At 53.6% G+C, this 15,910-nt stretch carries 14 protein-coding genes and 1 riboswitch; of the genes, 5 read left to right on the forward strand and 9 right to left on the reverse strand.

Annotation, left to right across the window (positions count from 1 at the left end; all coding sequences use genetic code 11):
• Positions 1-219: 219 nt before the first annotated feature.
• The 7 genes from BA6348_RS23105 to BA6348_RS23135 form a co-directional block, all read right to left on the reverse strand.
• Positions 220-1,002, reverse strand: coding sequence for a recombinase family protein (locus BA6348_RS23105; RefSeq protein ID WP_005826993.1), 783 nt, complete (start codon positions 1,000-1,002; stop codon positions 220-222).
• The gene (locus BA6348_RS23110; protein WP_122952433.1) at positions 999-1,265 is read right to left on the reverse strand and encodes a hypothetical protein; all 267 of its coding nucleotides are present in this window, start codon (positions 1,263-1,265) and stop codon (positions 999-1,001) included. Before BA6348_RS23110 ends, BA6348_RS23105 begins: the two co-directional genes overlap by 4 nt.
• A 1,183-nt stretch (positions 1,266-2,448) precedes the next feature.
• Positions 2,449-2,739: a hypothetical protein gene (locus BA6348_RS23115; protein WP_005826998.1), complete on the reverse strand. Its 291-nt coding sequence runs from the start codon at positions 2,737-2,739 to the stop codon at positions 2,449-2,451.
• Positions 2,732-2,998, reverse strand: a complete 267-nt coding sequence (locus BA6348_RS23120) for a hypothetical protein (RefSeq protein WP_005827000.1) — start codon at positions 2,996-2,998, stop codon at positions 2,732-2,734. The genes BA6348_RS23115 and BA6348_RS23120 overlap by 8 nt, the downstream gene beginning before the upstream one ends.
• Before the next feature lie 401 nt (positions 2,999-3,399).
• The gene (locus tag BA6348_RS23125; RefSeq protein WP_005827002.1) at positions 3,400-3,687 is read right to left on the reverse strand and encodes a hypothetical protein; all 288 of its coding nucleotides are present in this window, start codon (positions 3,685-3,687) and stop codon (positions 3,400-3,402) included.
• Positions 3,688-3,704: 17 nt separating this feature from the next.
• The gene (locus BA6348_RS23130; protein ID WP_005827004.1) at positions 3,705-9,194 is read right to left on the reverse strand and encodes an RHS repeat-associated core domain-containing protein; all 5,490 of its coding nucleotides are present in this window, start codon (positions 9,192-9,194) and stop codon (positions 3,705-3,707) included.
• 23 nt (positions 9,195-9,217) lie between these two features.
• Entirely contained in the window at positions 9,218-11,140 is a 1,923-nt protein-coding gene (locus BA6348_RS23135; RefSeq protein ID WP_005827006.1) for a hypothetical protein, read from the reverse strand.
• A gap of 300 nt (positions 11,141-11,440) precedes the next feature.
• On the opposite strand from BA6348_RS23135, the gene BA6348_RS23140 reads away from it, so the two are divergent.
• The 3 genes from BA6348_RS23140 (at position 11,441) to BA6348_RS23150 (ending at position 12,934) form a co-directional block, all read left to right on the forward strand.
• The gene (locus BA6348_RS23140; protein WP_122952432.1) at positions 11,441-11,887 is read left to right on the forward strand and encodes a helix-turn-helix domain-containing protein; all 447 of its coding nucleotides are present in this window, start codon (positions 11,441-11,443) and stop codon (positions 11,885-11,887) included.
• Between the two features lie 69 nt (positions 11,888-11,956).
• Positions 11,957-12,481: an ImmA/IrrE family metallo-endopeptidase gene (locus BA6348_RS23145; RefSeq protein ID WP_005827010.1), complete on the forward strand. Its 525-nt coding sequence runs from the start codon at positions 11,957-11,959 to the stop codon at positions 12,479-12,481.
• Between the two features lie 42 nt (positions 12,482-12,523).
• A complete protein-coding gene (locus BA6348_RS23150) occupies positions 12,524-12,934 on the forward strand; it encodes a hypothetical protein (RefSeq protein ID WP_007781577.1) in 411 nt (136 codons plus the stop codon).
• Here the strand turns inward: BA6348_RS23150 and BA6348_RS23155 are convergent.
• Positions 12,908-13,651, reverse strand: a complete 744-nt coding sequence (locus BA6348_RS23155) for an alpha/beta fold hydrolase (RefSeq protein ID WP_007781574.1) — start codon at positions 13,649-13,651, stop codon at positions 12,908-12,910. The genes BA6348_RS23150 and BA6348_RS23155 overlap by 27 nt on opposite strands.
• Before the next feature lie 281 nt (positions 13,652-13,932).
• Between BA6348_RS23155 and BA6348_RS23160 the strand changes: the two genes are divergently transcribed.
• The gene (locus BA6348_RS23160) at positions 13,933-14,364 is read left to right on the forward strand and encodes an inositol monophosphatase family protein (protein WP_122952431.1); all 432 of its coding nucleotides are present in this window, start codon (positions 13,933-13,935) and stop codon (positions 14,362-14,364) included.
• Between the two features lie 100 nt (positions 14,365-14,464).
• Here the strand turns inward: BA6348_RS23160 and BA6348_RS23165 are convergent, their stop codons facing one another.
• Positions 14,465-15,022, reverse strand: coding sequence for a CGNR zinc finger domain-containing protein (locus BA6348_RS23165; protein ID WP_005827020.1), 558 nt, complete (start codon positions 15,020-15,022; stop codon positions 14,465-14,467).
• A gap of 196 nt (positions 15,023-15,218) precedes the next feature.
• Here BA6348_RS23165 and BA6348_RS23170 point away from each other — a divergent pair, with 196 nt between their 5' ends.
• The gene (locus BA6348_RS23170; RefSeq protein WP_005827022.1) at positions 15,219-15,527 is read left to right on the forward strand and encodes a hypothetical protein; all 309 of its coding nucleotides are present in this window, start codon (positions 15,219-15,221) and stop codon (positions 15,525-15,527) included.
• A gap of 115 nt (positions 15,528-15,642) precedes the next feature.
• Positions 15,643-15,829, forward strand: a riboswitch (Lysine riboswitch).
• The last annotated feature ends 81 nt before the right edge of the window (positions 15,830-15,910 follow it).

Genomic DNA, 15,910 nt, shown 5'->3' on the forward strand with positions numbered 1-15,910 from the left:
GTTTGCATCCTCCGATCAAGTAGACATGCTACAAAGATACGCAAGCAAAAATCTAACCCATGAGAAACCATTCGATACCAATGGCATTGAAACGGTGTTTACAGTAAGGTTGCACCCTCAGTTCGAGCGGACAAGCCGCAAAGATACGCCAGCAATCTCTTACTACCGTCTTTACTTGCTCTATACGAGATCAATGGCTCTCCGTTAAGTAACGAAAAGCTAGATTATGGGCTGATGTACCCCCTTGGCTTCGATCTGACCATAGCGATATATCCCCCTGTAAAAGTCCTCGCGGTCTAGGATGCGCTTCACCTGTACTTTGCTGAACGGTTTTCCTTGTACCGTTTTGAAGCCTTGCTGATTGAGTTCTGCGGCAATCTGCGCCAATGACCACATAGGATGCTGTTCTTTCAACTCAAAGACTCTACGGACAGTCTGTGCCTGTACAGGGTCAACAGAGAGCGTTTTCTGCCCTTTGGTGGCTTTGTATCCTAAGGCAACCCTGCCACCCGCATAACCGCCCTGCTGGGCTTTCTTTCGCCGTCCTCTGCTCAATTTGAGGGCAATCTCTAGCCGCTGATACTGGTCGAGCAGTTCCATCATTCCGTTCACCAAAAAGTCGTTGGGGTCGTGTGCATAGATACTGTAATTGGGTTGCTCAATAGCTTTGACATCCGCTTGATGCCGCTTTAGCTCCCGCTGAATCAGCACTTTGACCATATCCGCCCGCCATAGGCGGCTGGTGTTTAAGACAACGATATATTTCACGTCTCGCCATTTCAGGTCGGACAGCATTTCCTGTAATCCCTCTCGTTCAATGGTTAATTCATCCTCGTCCACCTTTGCCCCGCTAATCCCTTCATCCTTGTAGATGTCGAGCAGTTCAAGGTTATGGCGGGCGCAGAATCGCTGAATCTCCTCCACTTGATAAGCAAGCGAGTATCCGTCTTTGACTTGTCCCTGTGTAGATACACGAACATAGCCGACAACTCGTGTTTTCATTGCTCTACCCCTCTTTCATGCTGTAGTCGGTTGGTGATAAACGCTTTTTCCAGCCTGATATGATATAAATCCGTCAGCCATGCGCATTGGAGAGCGCAAACGGCTTTCATGATCTCTTCGATGGCTACAAGATGGTAGTTGTGTCCTTCTTGCTCCGTGTATGCAAAGATGATAGTCAGATACGCCTCACAGGTTTCCACTTTGCGAATAAGCGTGATTTCCTGATCTGACAGTAGGGCTAGTGTTTGAGCCAAATCCTTCATCTGTTCACCCCGTTTCGCAAATTCCAGTTTTCGTAACGCCCTTGGAATCAATTACTGCCGCCGCGCATCCTGCATACGTCAATCTCGCGGGAGGCGGGGCAGTTCACAGGCTTCTTTATGCGGTTGTCAAAGGGCGTAATCAAATTGCTGTGGGATTCAGATAGACCATATGACAGGGCGGCGTGTAAAGGGGGTTACAGGCGGTTTGGATTTATTTTTAAAATGAATCTGCGGACATTCCTTATAACCGCCCCAGTGCCTAGGAAAAGAAAGGACTTCCCTCGCAGGCAGGGGGACGACATGATTCCTACGGGAAATTTTCATGGGAAGTTGGTGCGCGGCGGCGGGGAGGGGTAAAAGAAAAGAGCCTACCGAATAGGGTAAGCTCCTCGTAACGACACCCCCGAGCCTAGGCGAGGGGATGATAGAATGGGTATTCTTCTATCTGGTTGTTATTCCCTTAATATTATTCTGTTCTAATTTTAGAATATGGAATCAATCTCGACAGAAAAATAAACGCTCCCCCTTAACTAGCCCCCGTTCGTTTCGTATAGAGAAAGTAACAGGTCTATCAAGATCGTGAAAATGAATATGGAAGCTCTACCCGTGGTCGCAGAAGAACACGTTAAAAAATGCCTCGGCGTTCATCAGCCGAATGTGGTCATGTAAACCTCTTACATGAACGAAGTCGCGTTAAAGGCGGGACAGGATAAGTGTGTCCTGTGATGAAGGACGCATTTCCCCAGATTTTCCGTCGTAGTGTCCGTTTGGACAGGGAACCTTGACAGAGTGATGGTTTCAACCATCCACGCAGTAAAGCTACACCTGGGTGCGTTTGATGTCATGTAGGCTCTGGATACCTCAACCTCACAGCCTAGTTTGTTCTCCCTCGTAAGAGGGGGAACGCTCTGTTGTCCTCCCCTCACATGGATGAACTCCCCGCCCTGCGGAGCGGGGCGGGGGTGAGAAGCAGCGAGCCTGCCAAGATATACATATAGATAATCAACAGAGCATGAACATGGAAACGATCTTCCTAGATAACCAAGAGAGAGCGTGTTCAATGATATAGGAAGAATAAGACTGCCAAAGAATCAGCCTCCCCCGCCCCCCGATCTAAAAATCGCCTCTAGCCGCACTAAGAAGCCCACACAAAAAGAAAATCCCGCCACATGGCGGGGTTAGGTCAACGAAACAACGCATATTTCTTATAGTAGTCTCTGAAATCATCCGATAGATGCCAGCCGTACTGATTCATGAAGCGAACCACTTTCTCCAATACACTGTTCCTGTAAACGACATCGTTGTGCTTCGATTTAGCAAGATAACAGGCAAGAGCGTATTCGACATCTTCCGAAGACAGCAAGTCCTTGACATGCTTTCCAAACAGCGCGGCTAGTTGGTCAATCTCATTTTGAGCGAGTACCTGCTCCCGCCTCATCAACGTGACGACAATATCCAACGGTAGTCTATTCATTGTCTTCACCTCCCTCCTTGCGGGCGGCGGCGAGGAGTTCTTGCTCCGCTTTCCATTTACGCCATTGTTGATACTGCTTCTGTGCTTCCTGCTCATCATAGCCATGTTGTACTAGAGCGTTTACGATTCTCGGCGGGATGGCGGGAGTGTGCCCATATAAACAAGCCTTCAATCGTTGAAACGATAAGTCGTGCAACACGGCAAATGATACCTGCGATACTCCCAGCATAGAGATGCATTCTTTAACTGGATGGTTCATGAGCATAACCCCCTCTATTAGTTTTTGTCTCTAATAGATTAGGCGGCTACCGCTAGAGGCTAACACATATGTATACCCACCATTCAGAGAGCAGACAGCAAATCATCCTTAATTTTGTCACATCACTGCTTTGAAAGCCTGAACCTCGGTTCTGCAAATCCTTGTGCAATTCGGGCGTCATACGTGGCTCTCTACAACACCAAGACACGCCATTTCGCGGCGGGGCGGGTAGTGTTCTGGTATCTCCCTGCCCCCATCCTCAAAATTGTCTAGCTTCACTTTATCAGGAGCTTATAATTGGCGGTGCGTGTTGCGCTTACGGGCGGGGTTGTGCCAAAAATACGAAAAGAAACCCCAGACGAGTTGTTGATTACTCGTTTGGGGTGGGGCTACGTTTACTTTCAAATGTTCAATTTACCTACTACTAGCTTTACCATCTCTCTGACGTCCTCTTCTTTATAAAATGCCTTTGGATCAAGTTTATGATCCTCCTCGAATGGAGAAAATCTTGAAGCGATACCCGCTAGATTACGAAACATTTCACGCTCAAGTTCTGTTAACTCATCATAATCGAGATCAATGTTATAGGTATACGAGAATTCATCGCAGAATCTTGGTAATTCAATCTCGTTTTGCTGATATAATTCAATCAACCAGTACAAGCGTTCTTTAGGGGTTCGTTCTTTCATGTTCTCCGCCTCACTCCTTATTGCTTTGGTATAGCTGGAAGAGGGCCAATAGCCTCCCTTGTATATTGGAAATGATAAACTGTATTCGTTTTAGCATCGTATAGTACTTCGATATTATATTGTTTGCCGTTTCGATACATAACATCATAATACATCGTGGCATTTGAGCCTCTAGGGTCAGGTAGTCCTTTACCATACTTAATAACAGCCTGTTGAATTTGAACGGGTACAAATCTTCCAGCCTCGTCCATATGCTGAGCAGCTTTAGCAGCAAAGTTTAATCCTTCGTCTAACTTACTAAAGCCTTTCCCCTTGTTAAATAAACTTCCAATAAAGAACGCACCTTTTACTGCGGCGGCTTCTCCTGGGTAATCCCAAATTGCTTTGCTAAAGTCAGCAATAAATGTAAGCCCTGGAGCAGACTCTCTTGCCATCTTCATTACTTGTTCATCTGGAATCATAGCATCCGAGGGTTGCATTATGTCTGACTGGGAATATCCTGCTTTGGTCATTTTTGCTCTAATGTCATTAGCATAATTTCCCCAATACCTTTTTTCTCCAACAGTTTGTGCTAGTGCCCATCTATTCTTCGCTTCGTTTATTACCCAGTTAGCGCCAATTTTTTGATCCCAATGCCCTGTCGGGTCAATATAACGTAAAGGGTTGTTTTTGACATACGTATACCGATTCAAACTCAGCGGATTATCCACTTGCCCCTTATACGTATCCTCCGAAATAAACCGCCCTACCTTCGGATCGTAATACCGCGCCCGCAAGTAGTAAAAACCTGTCTGCTCGTCGTACATTTCGCCGCTGTACAGGAACGGATTGGACATCCCCTCTGTTTTGGAAAGGACATTGCCCCAGGTGTCGTAGTCGTAGCGGTTCAGCTCCTGGCCGTTTGCGTCTGAGATGGTGACGACATCCCCGTGGCTATTGTAGTGGTAATAGCCGTTTTTGCCGGACGAAGCGTCCTGGCGGAACAGCAGTTCGTTGCCCCAGACGTTGCGCGCCTTTAGTTGGTTCGTGCCGTCCAGTTCTTCGATGACTTTGCCGCTCAGGTAGACGTACTTGGTTTGCGCACCGTTTTCGGTTTTGGTTGCGCGTAGGCCGTCTCCGAAATACGTGTACGTCGACGTCTCGCCTGTTGTTTCGTTCAAAACGCCGCGCAGGCGGTTGCGCTCGTCGAAGGTGTAGGTGAAGCTGGCTGAGTCGGTTGGCAAGGTGCCGGCGAAAGCCGAGCGGTTGCCACGGCCGTCATACGAATATTGATTCGTCGTACCGGGAACGACTTCCTTGGTCAAACGGTCGATTTTGTCGTATGCGAACTGATGAGTGACGCCGTTGCGCTGGATGGAAACCACGTTGCCAAATTCATACCGGTTGGTCTCTTGCCAGATCGCGGCCTGGTTTTGCTCGTGCGCCACGGTTTCGACTTGTCCGAAAGAATCGGTCTTGCGCTTGTTGACGCGGCCGTTCGGATAGGTCGTCTGTGTTTGCTCTCCGGTGTTGTCCACCGTGTACGCATATGCGATTTTCCCTGTCAGGCTGCTGTTGACTTCCGTGAGACGCCCGGCACGATCATAGCGATAGTCCACCTTCGTCCCGTCCGGATACGTCAGCGAATCCATGAGATCGTCGCGATCCGTGTAGCCCAATCGGTACGTGCGGCCGAACACGGTCTGGCTTTGCAAGCGTTGGAACGCATCGTAGCTGTACGTTATCTCCCGGTAGTGGCTCGCTGTCGGGAAGGTGTCTGCGCCGTTGCTGTTCGTTTCCTTTTGCACCAGCGACGTGTTCGGAACGTAGTCTTTCGTCTCCAGGTTGGTCACCGTGCCTGCTGCGTTGCGGGTCGTGATGCTTGCCAACTCCCCGAAAGGCGTATAACTGTACGTATGGCGGTTGCCTGCCTTGTCGGTAAACGTGTTCAGCGTCCCGTTGGGGTTGTAGGCGGACGATTCGGTGGCGCCAGACGGGACATCCTGCTCGCTCAGCTTCCAGGACAGAGCGTTGTAATGGTTTTTCGTCGTCAGCACCTGGTTTTCCTTGACCGTCACCAGGTTGCCGAGCGCGTCATACTCGTACTGGTAGTGGTTTTGTTCCGGATCGCGCAAATCGGTGATCTTGCCGTCATTGGTGTAGCGATACGTCCAGGTGCGGCTTTTTCCGGTCTGGTCGGTCTCCGTTTTTTGGATGACCTGGTCAAACGTGTTGCGGACGAGCTTCGTCGTCAAGCTTTGCGTACCGTCCCCGGTTCGCCGGACTTCTTTTTCCACCTGGCCGTGGCGGTCGTGGTATTGAACGGTTTGCAAGCCGTTAGGCGCGAGCGTCAGGCGGGTGAGCGCCGGCACGTAGCTGGTTTCGTCGCGGACGGCGTTGGCTGTCAGGTAGACGGTGGTGCCAACCGGGTCTTTTTGCTGCCAGACGCTGCCGTCTGCATTATAGACGTAGGTCGTCGCCCGATTGTTGTCGGCGTACGGCGCGCTGGACAACAAATGGTTGCCGTCCAGGGAATACGTGTTGTACAAAAGCGGGCGAACGCTGCCGTCTGTGCCGACCTGTGCTTTGTACTCGACTTCCCCGTATGGCGTAAACTGCGTGACCTGCTTGCTGCCGTCCGGGAGCGTCATCGTGACTTTGCGCGCGTCATCGTCGTAGGCGTAGGTCGTTGTCCGCGTCTGCTGTTTGCTCGTCACGCTTTCCTTGGTCCGCCGGCCGAGCAGGTCGTACTCGTACAGGACGACGGTGTTGTCCGGATAGGCGCGGGCTATCAGGCGGCCGAGTCCGTCGTAGGCAAAAACGTGATGCAAAATGTCCTTCTCCCCAGGTGCGACCTCGACGTCCAGGATGATGTCGGCCGGGTACAAGCCGAGCGCATCGTAGCGCGAAATGTCTTGCGTGACCGTTTTGGCATCGGGTCCGGTGCTCGTTTCCGTCATCGAGGTGAGCTGCTTTTTGTCGTTGTAGGTGTACGTGCGGTCGACCTGCACTACTTTGGTTCCGGCGCCATCCGGGTACGAGTCGACGATTTTTTCCGTCGCTACCAGGAGATTGCTCCCGTATGTGTACGTCTCGTGATGAAAATGGTTCGGGTTGTCCGCCGCCGTTTTCTTCACGCTCGATGGAACGCGCAGCCCGGACAGATTGAGGTATTGCCACAGTGTGACGTTGCCTTTCGGATCGACTTCCTTGGTTACATCGCCGTATTCATTGTAGCGGTACTGGATGATGTGCGCGTAGCGGCCGAGCCTTGCCTGCACCTTGTCCAATCGTCCGGACGTCGGGGCGAGCAGGAACGCGTACACGTCCGCATCCGCGGTCAAGGAAGACGGGCGGCCGAGGAAGTGGTACACATAGGCGGGTTTGGTGGCACGGTCTTCGTACAAGTAGCTCGTGTAGCTCGCGGGCGCATACTGATACGTCTTGCCGTCTTCCGTCACGGAAAGCGCGCCCTGGATCGTGTCGTCATCGGCTCCGTTGCCGACGTACGTTTTCACCGATTGCAGCACGAAGTTGCGGTCTTCGTTGGCGCGGTACGTCTTGTCTTCACTCGGCAGTCCTGCCTGTACCATCCGCGAAACGACGATCGAACCGTCCCGATCCAGCGACTGCTTCGCCAGGCGCCCCGATTGCGACTTCGGCGACTTCCAGATTTCTTTCGTGATGTGCGGGTAGTATTTCGTGTACGAATACCACTCCGTCGCAGGCTGGTCGGGATGCGGCGTCTTCGCAAAGCGGAAGTTGACCGCCGTGACCGGCAAATAGCTGGTGTACGTCAACGCTTCCCTGTCGTGATAAATCCGGGTCACCCCCCGGTCGAGAAAGCCCGGCGCATCCGGCTGGTAGATGCTGTACGTATAGGTCATGGACAAGCCTTCCACCGGATAGGTGACTTGTTTGAGCAGGCGGTAATTGACGGTCGCTTTTCGCGATTGGTCCAGGCTCGTGTACGCCGTCGACTCCAGGCCGCCGTCGTCAAAGGCGATGACGCCGTCCGGAGCCGGGAAGGTGTAGGCGGGATGCAGGTTGAACTCGGTCGTGCCGTACGTCCGCGGATTGAGGTAGGTGTACTCGGCGATCACCTTGCTCTCCCCGCCCGTGACGCTATACTCGATAACCCGGTCCTTGTCGCTCACCGCGACTCCTTTTTCGTATTGCAAATGCTTGAGCAGCTTCGTCTTGCTGCTGTCCTGGTACACCTTGAGATCAATGTCCCAGTTGCGCTCCAGGACGACCAGGCGACCGACGCTGTCGGTGATTTCGATTGGCTCGTCCCAGTCTTCGGGAATGCGGTAGCGGATCGTATCTCCGTAGACGTTCGTCTTTTTGACCAGATGGGTCACGTACAATTCTTCGTTCCGGTAGTAACTCTCCTCGCCAAATTCATAGGTCATGCCATCCACGGAAAGGGTGACGATATGGTTGTCGCCAAACTCCCCGTAGCGTTTGCGATAGAAATGCATGCCGCCATTTGGCTGATACGGCGTGTTTACCCATTCCCCTTTGATGGACGAAGACTCCAGAATCGTCCCGTCTTCCAGCGTGAAAATGTACCGTTTGCCTTCGCCGGACGCCCCGCACGTATATCTGGATCCATCCGCGCGGAAGCCGCACTTCGCGTCTTCCTTCGAGACTTCCTGAAAGCGGGGAAAATTGTAGCTCCAGCCCGTCGGCAACGGATTGGGGTCCCCTTGCAGCGGATACGTCTTGTTTTTGCCGGACGAAGACAAGTAAATGTTTTCGGTCATCGCATCGAGCGACGAATAGCGCCGCTCAATGGTCAGGTCCATGCCGTGCTTGCCTTCCAGGTGGACGTCGACTTCCCGCACGTTGGCTGCCCGATACAGCTCGTCCACCGGATTGTCCGTGTTGGTGCGCTGGTATTTGTAAGTCAGGCCTTCGGTTTCAAACATGGCGTCAGGGATGCTTGCCGTCGCGGCCGCGGTTGGCGTCAGGCTATCTGTCGCTTTCGCCTTGCTTGACGTGGCAGCTTGATTTTCCGCCGCCGCCTGCTTGCCTTTTTCGTACAAGGCGACGACCTGCGGCACGGACGCTTCCAGTTGCTGTTTCTCGGCAGCGGACAGCCCGTCCATTTTCTGCTGGAACGTCTCTCCCTCCCATTGGTACTTGTCGACCTGCTCGTTATGAGACAAAAGTTGATCGACTTGCGGATACACATACGCCGCAAGTTGCAGCAATTTTCTGTTGCCTGTCTGGTACAACTGCCAGACGCTTTCTGCCGGAAGCGGCGTCCAGTCCCGCTTCATCACCTCTGCTTTGCTGTAGGTCGGCTTCTCATCCGGCCGTTGTTCCTTTTTCCCCGCTTCCGCCTGCACGGCAGCCTGATAAGCGGAAAGCCATTTCTTGGTCGTGGCGCTTTCGCCCGAAGCGTAGGAAGCTTGCGGCTTCGCGGGCAGGCTCGCCTCTGCAAAAGCCATGTTCGGCAAAAGCAGCGTGCCGCTCAACACCACGGCTGCCATTTTCTTCATCCAGCGATTGTATCGCATCCTATCCCTCCTCTTTGTGCTGCTTATGGATGAATCAGCTTGCGCATGAGATTTCCGTTGCCGTCATACGTAAACTCCGCCAAAATTTTGCCGTTTTGCTTGATCTGCACGAGCTGACCTTTGGCGTTGTAGACGTATTCCACGCCCAGGTAACGGGCCGCAAGCCGCGCATGCACCGCGCCATTGTCTGCCGCTGACAGGACGAGGTAATAATCCTCTCCCTTTTGCATGGACAGGCTCACCTTGGAAAAAGGCGGCTGATCGCCGTCGTCGTTGGCCGCCAAAAGCCGCGTGCCTGCGTAATCTTCATAGACGGCAAGCTGCGTATTGCTCGCTCCCTCCGCAGGATTGCCGCCGTAAAAACTCGTAAAAATTTCGAAGCTGCCCGAAGACGGCGGCGTAAACTTCACGATTTTTTTGCCCCCTGGCTCCAGATGGACATCTTGCGGCGCGTGTATGAAAAAGCTTTCTGTATCGGCAAATGCGATGGCAAAAGGACCCGCGATCACATCTGCATCCATCCCGGCCACCTTCGCTTTGGGAATCGTCACGAACAAATTGTCTGCGCTGTGCTTTTGCTCATGAGCGAGCGCTTTTCCCGCGAACTGAATCGTGAGCCGGGAATCGCTCTCCCTTGTTACCAGTGGCGTCAGTCCGGGCGGCACGTTGCTGACGGATACCGCGTTTGCCGCATCCGCTGCAAGCATTCCGTTCGTGATCGTGATGGTCTGCTGCTCCGTGACGCTTCCATCGTTGGCGGCGGATTCATGCAGGACAGGCGAGGCAACTGCTGCCTGTGTATCCAGCGCGGCAGTCAGTCTGGCGTGAACGCCTTTTGTCTTGTCGTAGGAGGCGACGTAGGCATAATAAGTCACCCCTGCCTCAAGCGAAACGTCGATGGCGGAAAAAAGCGAGCCTGGCGTCGCTTCGTCGTTGAAGGTCACGATCTGCTTCAGTTGCTCGTCGCGAGACAGGAACAGGTAGGTGTCAAACAACGGCCCAAACCCGCCGTACGGACTGGTGTAAATCCGGTACTGGCCTGTGATCGGAGCCGTGAAGCGATACGTGGGGATCTCCCCGGCAGGCAGGCTGATATCGACAGGCTGATTGAGTCCCAGTACGGCCGTCACTTCGCTGAGGGCGAGCGTGTATTCCGAAGTTTCGCTGTAGTGGCGATCCATGCTGAATACGAAAAAATAATACGTCTTGTTCGGCTGGACCTGGAACGTGATGATCTCGTCTTGTCCCAATGCCGAACTCATGCTCGTGCCAAGCACCTTGTTCGGGGCCTCGACGACGATCAGGTCATAGTTCACGTCGTTGGGGACGTACAAGGTGACCGTGGCTTGTCCGGCTTGCGCTCCCGAATCGTAGCGATATCCGTCGATGTCCTCTTTCCAGGTGAGCTTGGAGTTGTACAGATTGCCTCTCGTGATCGGGTAAGCGGTATCGACATCGTCATTCGGCTCGAACGGATCCAGGACGGCGCTTGTTGCGCGCAGACTCGTCTGCTTCGCGCTGCTTTTGCTCGTTCGGGCGGCGGACAGTTCTGGCAGAAGTTGCTCCCAGTAAGCGTCCGCCTTTTCGTTGTACGTACGCAGCAAATCGGCAAGCGGCGCTTTTTGGGCCAACAACTGCTGCTCTACTGCCGCTTGCTGAACAGCCCGCTCCGCCTCGCCCGATGCTGCCTCGATGTGGTGCAGCTCCTTGGCCTGCCGCAACAGCGCGGACGCTTCCTCGTCTATTTGCTTGGCGAGCGACAGATGATTTTTGCGCGACGCGACCTCCTGGAAAAAGGCAAACGTCTGCGAAAGCTTCAACAGCTCCTGATCCATTTCATAGATGGCAGCGAGCGGATCTTCTCCTGCTGTAGCCGTTCGCCCAGGAAAACAAGCAACAGCGAATACAGCCAACAGCAGCAGGAAAACAACCGGTTTTCCTCTCATGTATTCTCCCCTCTTCCTTTTTTGCTTCCTGTCTGGTCTTCATCCATGTCCTGCTCTCGCAGCAAATCCGGATCGCTTCTGAAACAGACCATCGGCGTCAGGCACTTGTCCCTCCAAAATGTCTCCCTCCTTTCGCGCAAAACAGAACAAATGTTCTTGTTTTGTTTATACAAGCATCTTAATGTACAACATTCTTGTATGTCAAATGAAAAAATATAAAAATCACATACAACCTTTCCTTCTTGCTTTCACTCTAGTACAATATAGTTGTACATATGCAACGGAAGGACTGGCGCGCTCATGCTATCTCAGCGCTTACGCACAGCTCGCAAGGCAAAAGGTCTGACCCAGGAAGAGCTGGCAGAACGTGTCCGCACGACCAAGGGAACGATCAGCAACTACGAAAACAATCACAGCACCCCTCCCAATGACATGCTGATGCAGCTGGCAGACATTTTGGAGGTCACGACCGATTGGCTGCTGGGACGGACCGACGATGGGGCAGCTTATGTCGCGACCGCATCTGCCCAGGCTGGTCAGCGCTCGCTGGACGAGCTGTTGCAGGAGAAGATCGACGATCCGGATGACTACTACTTTTTGGATGGCTATCTGGAAGCTTCAGAGGAGGAAAAGAAAGAAATCCGCCGCTACTGGTACGACTTGAAAAAGCAGTGGAAAACGCGCCAGGTGCGCGAGACACGACCTCCTTCCTTGTTCGACATCACAGAAGAGCTGAAAAAAAACTAACCCCTTGGCGGGGGTTTTCTTTTCGTGACAAAACAGAACGTATGTTCCAATCATTTCAGGAGGTCCCTGATGCACTTCTCCCTTTTGCAAGAAATCGGCAAGCCGCAAACATGGCTGGAGAGCCGCGTGTACCTCTTGCTTCGCCATCACGGCATAGAGCTGCCGGAGCAAATCAACCTGACACAGCTTTGCGAAACGTACGGCATCGAAATCCATTTCATCCACGGCCGAAGCCGCGCCCACGCACATCCGACCATGCCGAACCGCTACATCATCGCGGTAGACGAGCGGCTGGACCCCGCGACGCAGCGGGTCAAAATCGCCCATGAGCTGGGACACCTGCTGCTGCACGAAGGGGTACAGCCCCAATGCAGCGAATGGATGATCGACTGGCAGGAATCACAGGCGAACCACTTCGCCGAGCACCTGCTGTTGCCGCTCTACATGATGGGCTCCGTGCTGGCGGATTGCTCGCGCTACCAGGCACCCGCGCTGTTGGCCACCCGCTTTCAGGTGCCGCTCGCCCTTGCCCGCACCCGGTTTGACCGGATTCTCAGCCGCCTGTACGCCAAAGGGTTTCCCGTCTACGATTAGCAGGCCGTTCGTTTTTTGACCATCTTTTCGGAGGCGATTTTCGTGAAACGTATTTTCATAGCCGGAGACGCATACAGCCGCCATTTTTTCGAGCTGCCCCTCGACCAAGACGAGGAGCTGTCGCTGCGGCCGTCGATTGCGGTGGCGAATTACCACGTCGCGCGCTTTGCTCTCATCATGCGCGACGACGGTTTGCGCGGCCTCGGCATCTTGCCGGGCGATGCGCTGCTCATTTCCGACTTTTCCGCGGAACCGATTCACAACAGGCCCGTTCTGGTCAGGCAGGAAGGGCAGTTTCTCGTCCGGATCGCGGCGGACGTCAATCCGGTGGAATGCCTGTTTACGACTACTCGCGCAGAGGACGAGCCGCTGCTGTTGCCATCCGAAAACATCCGCATCACCGGCGTCGTATCTGGCATCGTCTCGCTAACGGGCAATGACGTCGGTCAGTAGCCAGTCCTTGATCGCCGCCACGGTCTGCTGCCACTGCTCCTGGGGAGTGATGGCGGCAGGCTGGTCGCCCTCCTGCGCCCCGTAGCTTCCGAACTGCGCATGATTGCCGCCCTCGATCGACATGTACACCGTGCGCTCAGGCAAAAATTGCTTGTTCTCTTCGTATTTTTTCCGGTCGATGACTCCATCCCGCGAGCCGAGCAGCGACAGCACGGGGACATCCGCTTCCTTCAAATCCCCGCGCTTGTCTGGATACGCCCCCAGGAAAATGACGCCGTCAATCCGCTCGAGCTGGCTGGCTGCGTATCTGGCTGCCATCGCGCCGCCGAGAGAGTGCCCGCCGATGACGAACGACTGCTGCGGATACGCTTTTAACACTTGATTGGCCCGCTCGACGTCGGTGATCGCCAAATTCAGCGGCATCCGCGCGATGAATACCCGATAGCCGGAACCAGCCAGGGTGCGTGCGAGCGGCGCATAACTCTCTGGCGTGACCAGAGCGCCCGGATACAAAATCAAGCCAGGCTCACGCGCTTCCCCACCTTCAAAAGCAATCCAGTCGCCCGTGTCGATCACCGTGATCCCTTCGCCTCCCTGCATCGCGTCTTTTGCCGCCTGATCGGGCTGATACGGCCGCAAATACCAGATCGCTGTACAAGCTCCGGCGAGCAACAGCAAGACCAGCACCCTCCACCATCGTTTCCGTTTCCGACTCATTCCGCCACCTCGCTTCCGTTCCCTTGTTGCTTGCTTCTTATTATGTCTCAATCTTCCTTTCCATGTGCGCCATTTGCCCATTCCCGTCAAAAAGCGTGCACATGTATTGACGGCAACCCGTTTTATTAGTAGTACTTTTACATACCACTAATAAAAATCGTGTCGTTTGCCCTTGGCTGAACAGCTTTCAAACCAATGGGCCAGACCGCTCTTGAACGCGGAACGTGCGCTGTCGATGCGCCGAAGGACACGATCCAAACAAGAAAGGTTGGGGAACCGTTATGAAGCAAGACGATGTGTTGTACTGCGAAGCTTTGCTGCGAAAAGTCGGCCAGAGGCTGTTTGCCGAATTTGCGCAGGAGCCAGCCTGCACGAGCAAGCAAGCGATGAACGAACGTTTTCACGCCTTAAATCCGCAAGCAGAAGAGCTGCTCCGGCACGGTTTGGCGGAGCGCTTTCCCGCGTATCGCTGGTCCGATGCAGAATTTGATGCCTCCCTGCAAAAACAGCCGGAATACTCGACCCCGTACTGGATTTGCGATGCCATCGACGGAGCCGTCTACTTTTTGCAAGGCATGCCGATGTGGGCCGTCTCTCTCTGCCTCGTCCGCGACGGTCAGACGGCCGTTTCCTTTGTGTACGACCCTTGCCGGGATGAGATGTTTACTGCCATTGCAAGACAGGGCGCTTTTTTTGAATGGCAGCAAAATTAGCGTCTCGGCCAAAACAGCGCTGTCCGAATCCGTCCTGGGCACGCTGTTTGCGTCCTCGGAACCGATGAATCTCTCCGTCGGCAAGCTTACGGCCGATTCCTTACTTTTTCTCCTTTTGCCGCTCCCGAAAACGGCGCACCTTCATGAGATTGCCGCACATTTTGTCATCGCACCAGCGGCGTACCCGATTGCGGCTTTCATCGTAAAACACCCATCGGCAGTCCTCGTTGTCGCAAATCTTGATGCGCTGCACGTGCTCAGGAAGCAGCAGCGTGGCAAAGGAAGCCGCGATGCGGGCCATCACCAGCTCCCAGCCGCTGGAGGCGCTGACCAGCTCCTGCTCATACCCGCTCTCCTTGCCCGCAGAGATGACGCGAACGTGAAAAGGCGCCTTCGCGAGCGTCTGATTCAGCTCCTCCAGTTCCTCCTGCCGCAACGCTTCCCCGCGCACGACCCGCTCCAGCAGACTGCGCATATATTCGCGCAAACGCAACAGCGCCACTGCACTCGCCTCATCAATAGGCAATGGGGCGTGCAAAGCGTATTCCCGCAAAAGCTGCTCCAGCCATTCCTGCTTCGCCAGCCGATTTTCCCTGCGGCCAGACCCGCGCCAATCGCGCCAATCACTGTTTAAAAAATCAATGCACAGCCAGTTCACTCCACTCTTCCCCCATCTGCTTTTCGTTTCTTTTGCTTCTTGTATGCTCAGCCTGTGTATGGTATTCTCTATCCGTAACCAACATAAAATATTTAGGTGGTTACAAGCTGCTTCTTATTGCCATTATAACGTTTCACCAATCTGTTTGACAGACGAGGAGGAACCACATGAATCGGATGGAACTGCTTGTTCACGAATGGGAATGCACGTCGGCACGGAATTTATCAATACCGCCGAGACGAACGACGACACGTTCCAGCCTTCGGGATCGCCCGACGACGAAGCAGCCTGGCAGGCCACCGTACAGCGGATGGAAACCGTCCATCGCCAAATTCATGAAAAGCTCGTCGCTCTGTCAGACGAAGCGTTCGACCAGCCGCTTCCGAGCATCCCTGCCGGGCAAAGCGTGATGAGCATTATTTTGCACGACGCTTTTCACACAGGGCAAATCGTGCAGATCCGCAAGTTGCAAGGCTCCTGGCCTGCACGCCGATCCTTTTTGTAGCAAAACCGCTCCATGCCAATATTTTGCAGCGCAACTTTTTTCGTTGATAAATAACCGTCAATCTTATATAGTTGATAAATAAATCAATTTCATACATGTTATCCTCATCATTCACGGTGAGGGTAGAGGTCGCGGCTTTTATGTCATCCTGTACGAGATTCAGAAGAAATCAATGACTCCAGGAAAGGGAAAAGCCGCCGAAGCTCATGGCGTATCTCTGTGCGCATGGGCTGGGGCTGTACCCGAAAGGGACAGAACTGTCACGTTTGCTTGCCGGGCAAACGTGGTGTGCTATCTTCAGTGAAGGCTTGGTGGGGATTGGATCATACCGCCCTGTGCCGTTTTTTGGCTATTGGCGGTTTTTTCTTTTCCGACCGACCTTC

Origin of the sequence: Brevibacillus agri, assembly GCF_004117055.1 — a bacterium.
Taxonomy (GTDB): Bacteria; Bacillota; Bacilli; order Brevibacillales; family Brevibacillaceae; genus Brevibacillus; species Brevibacillus agri.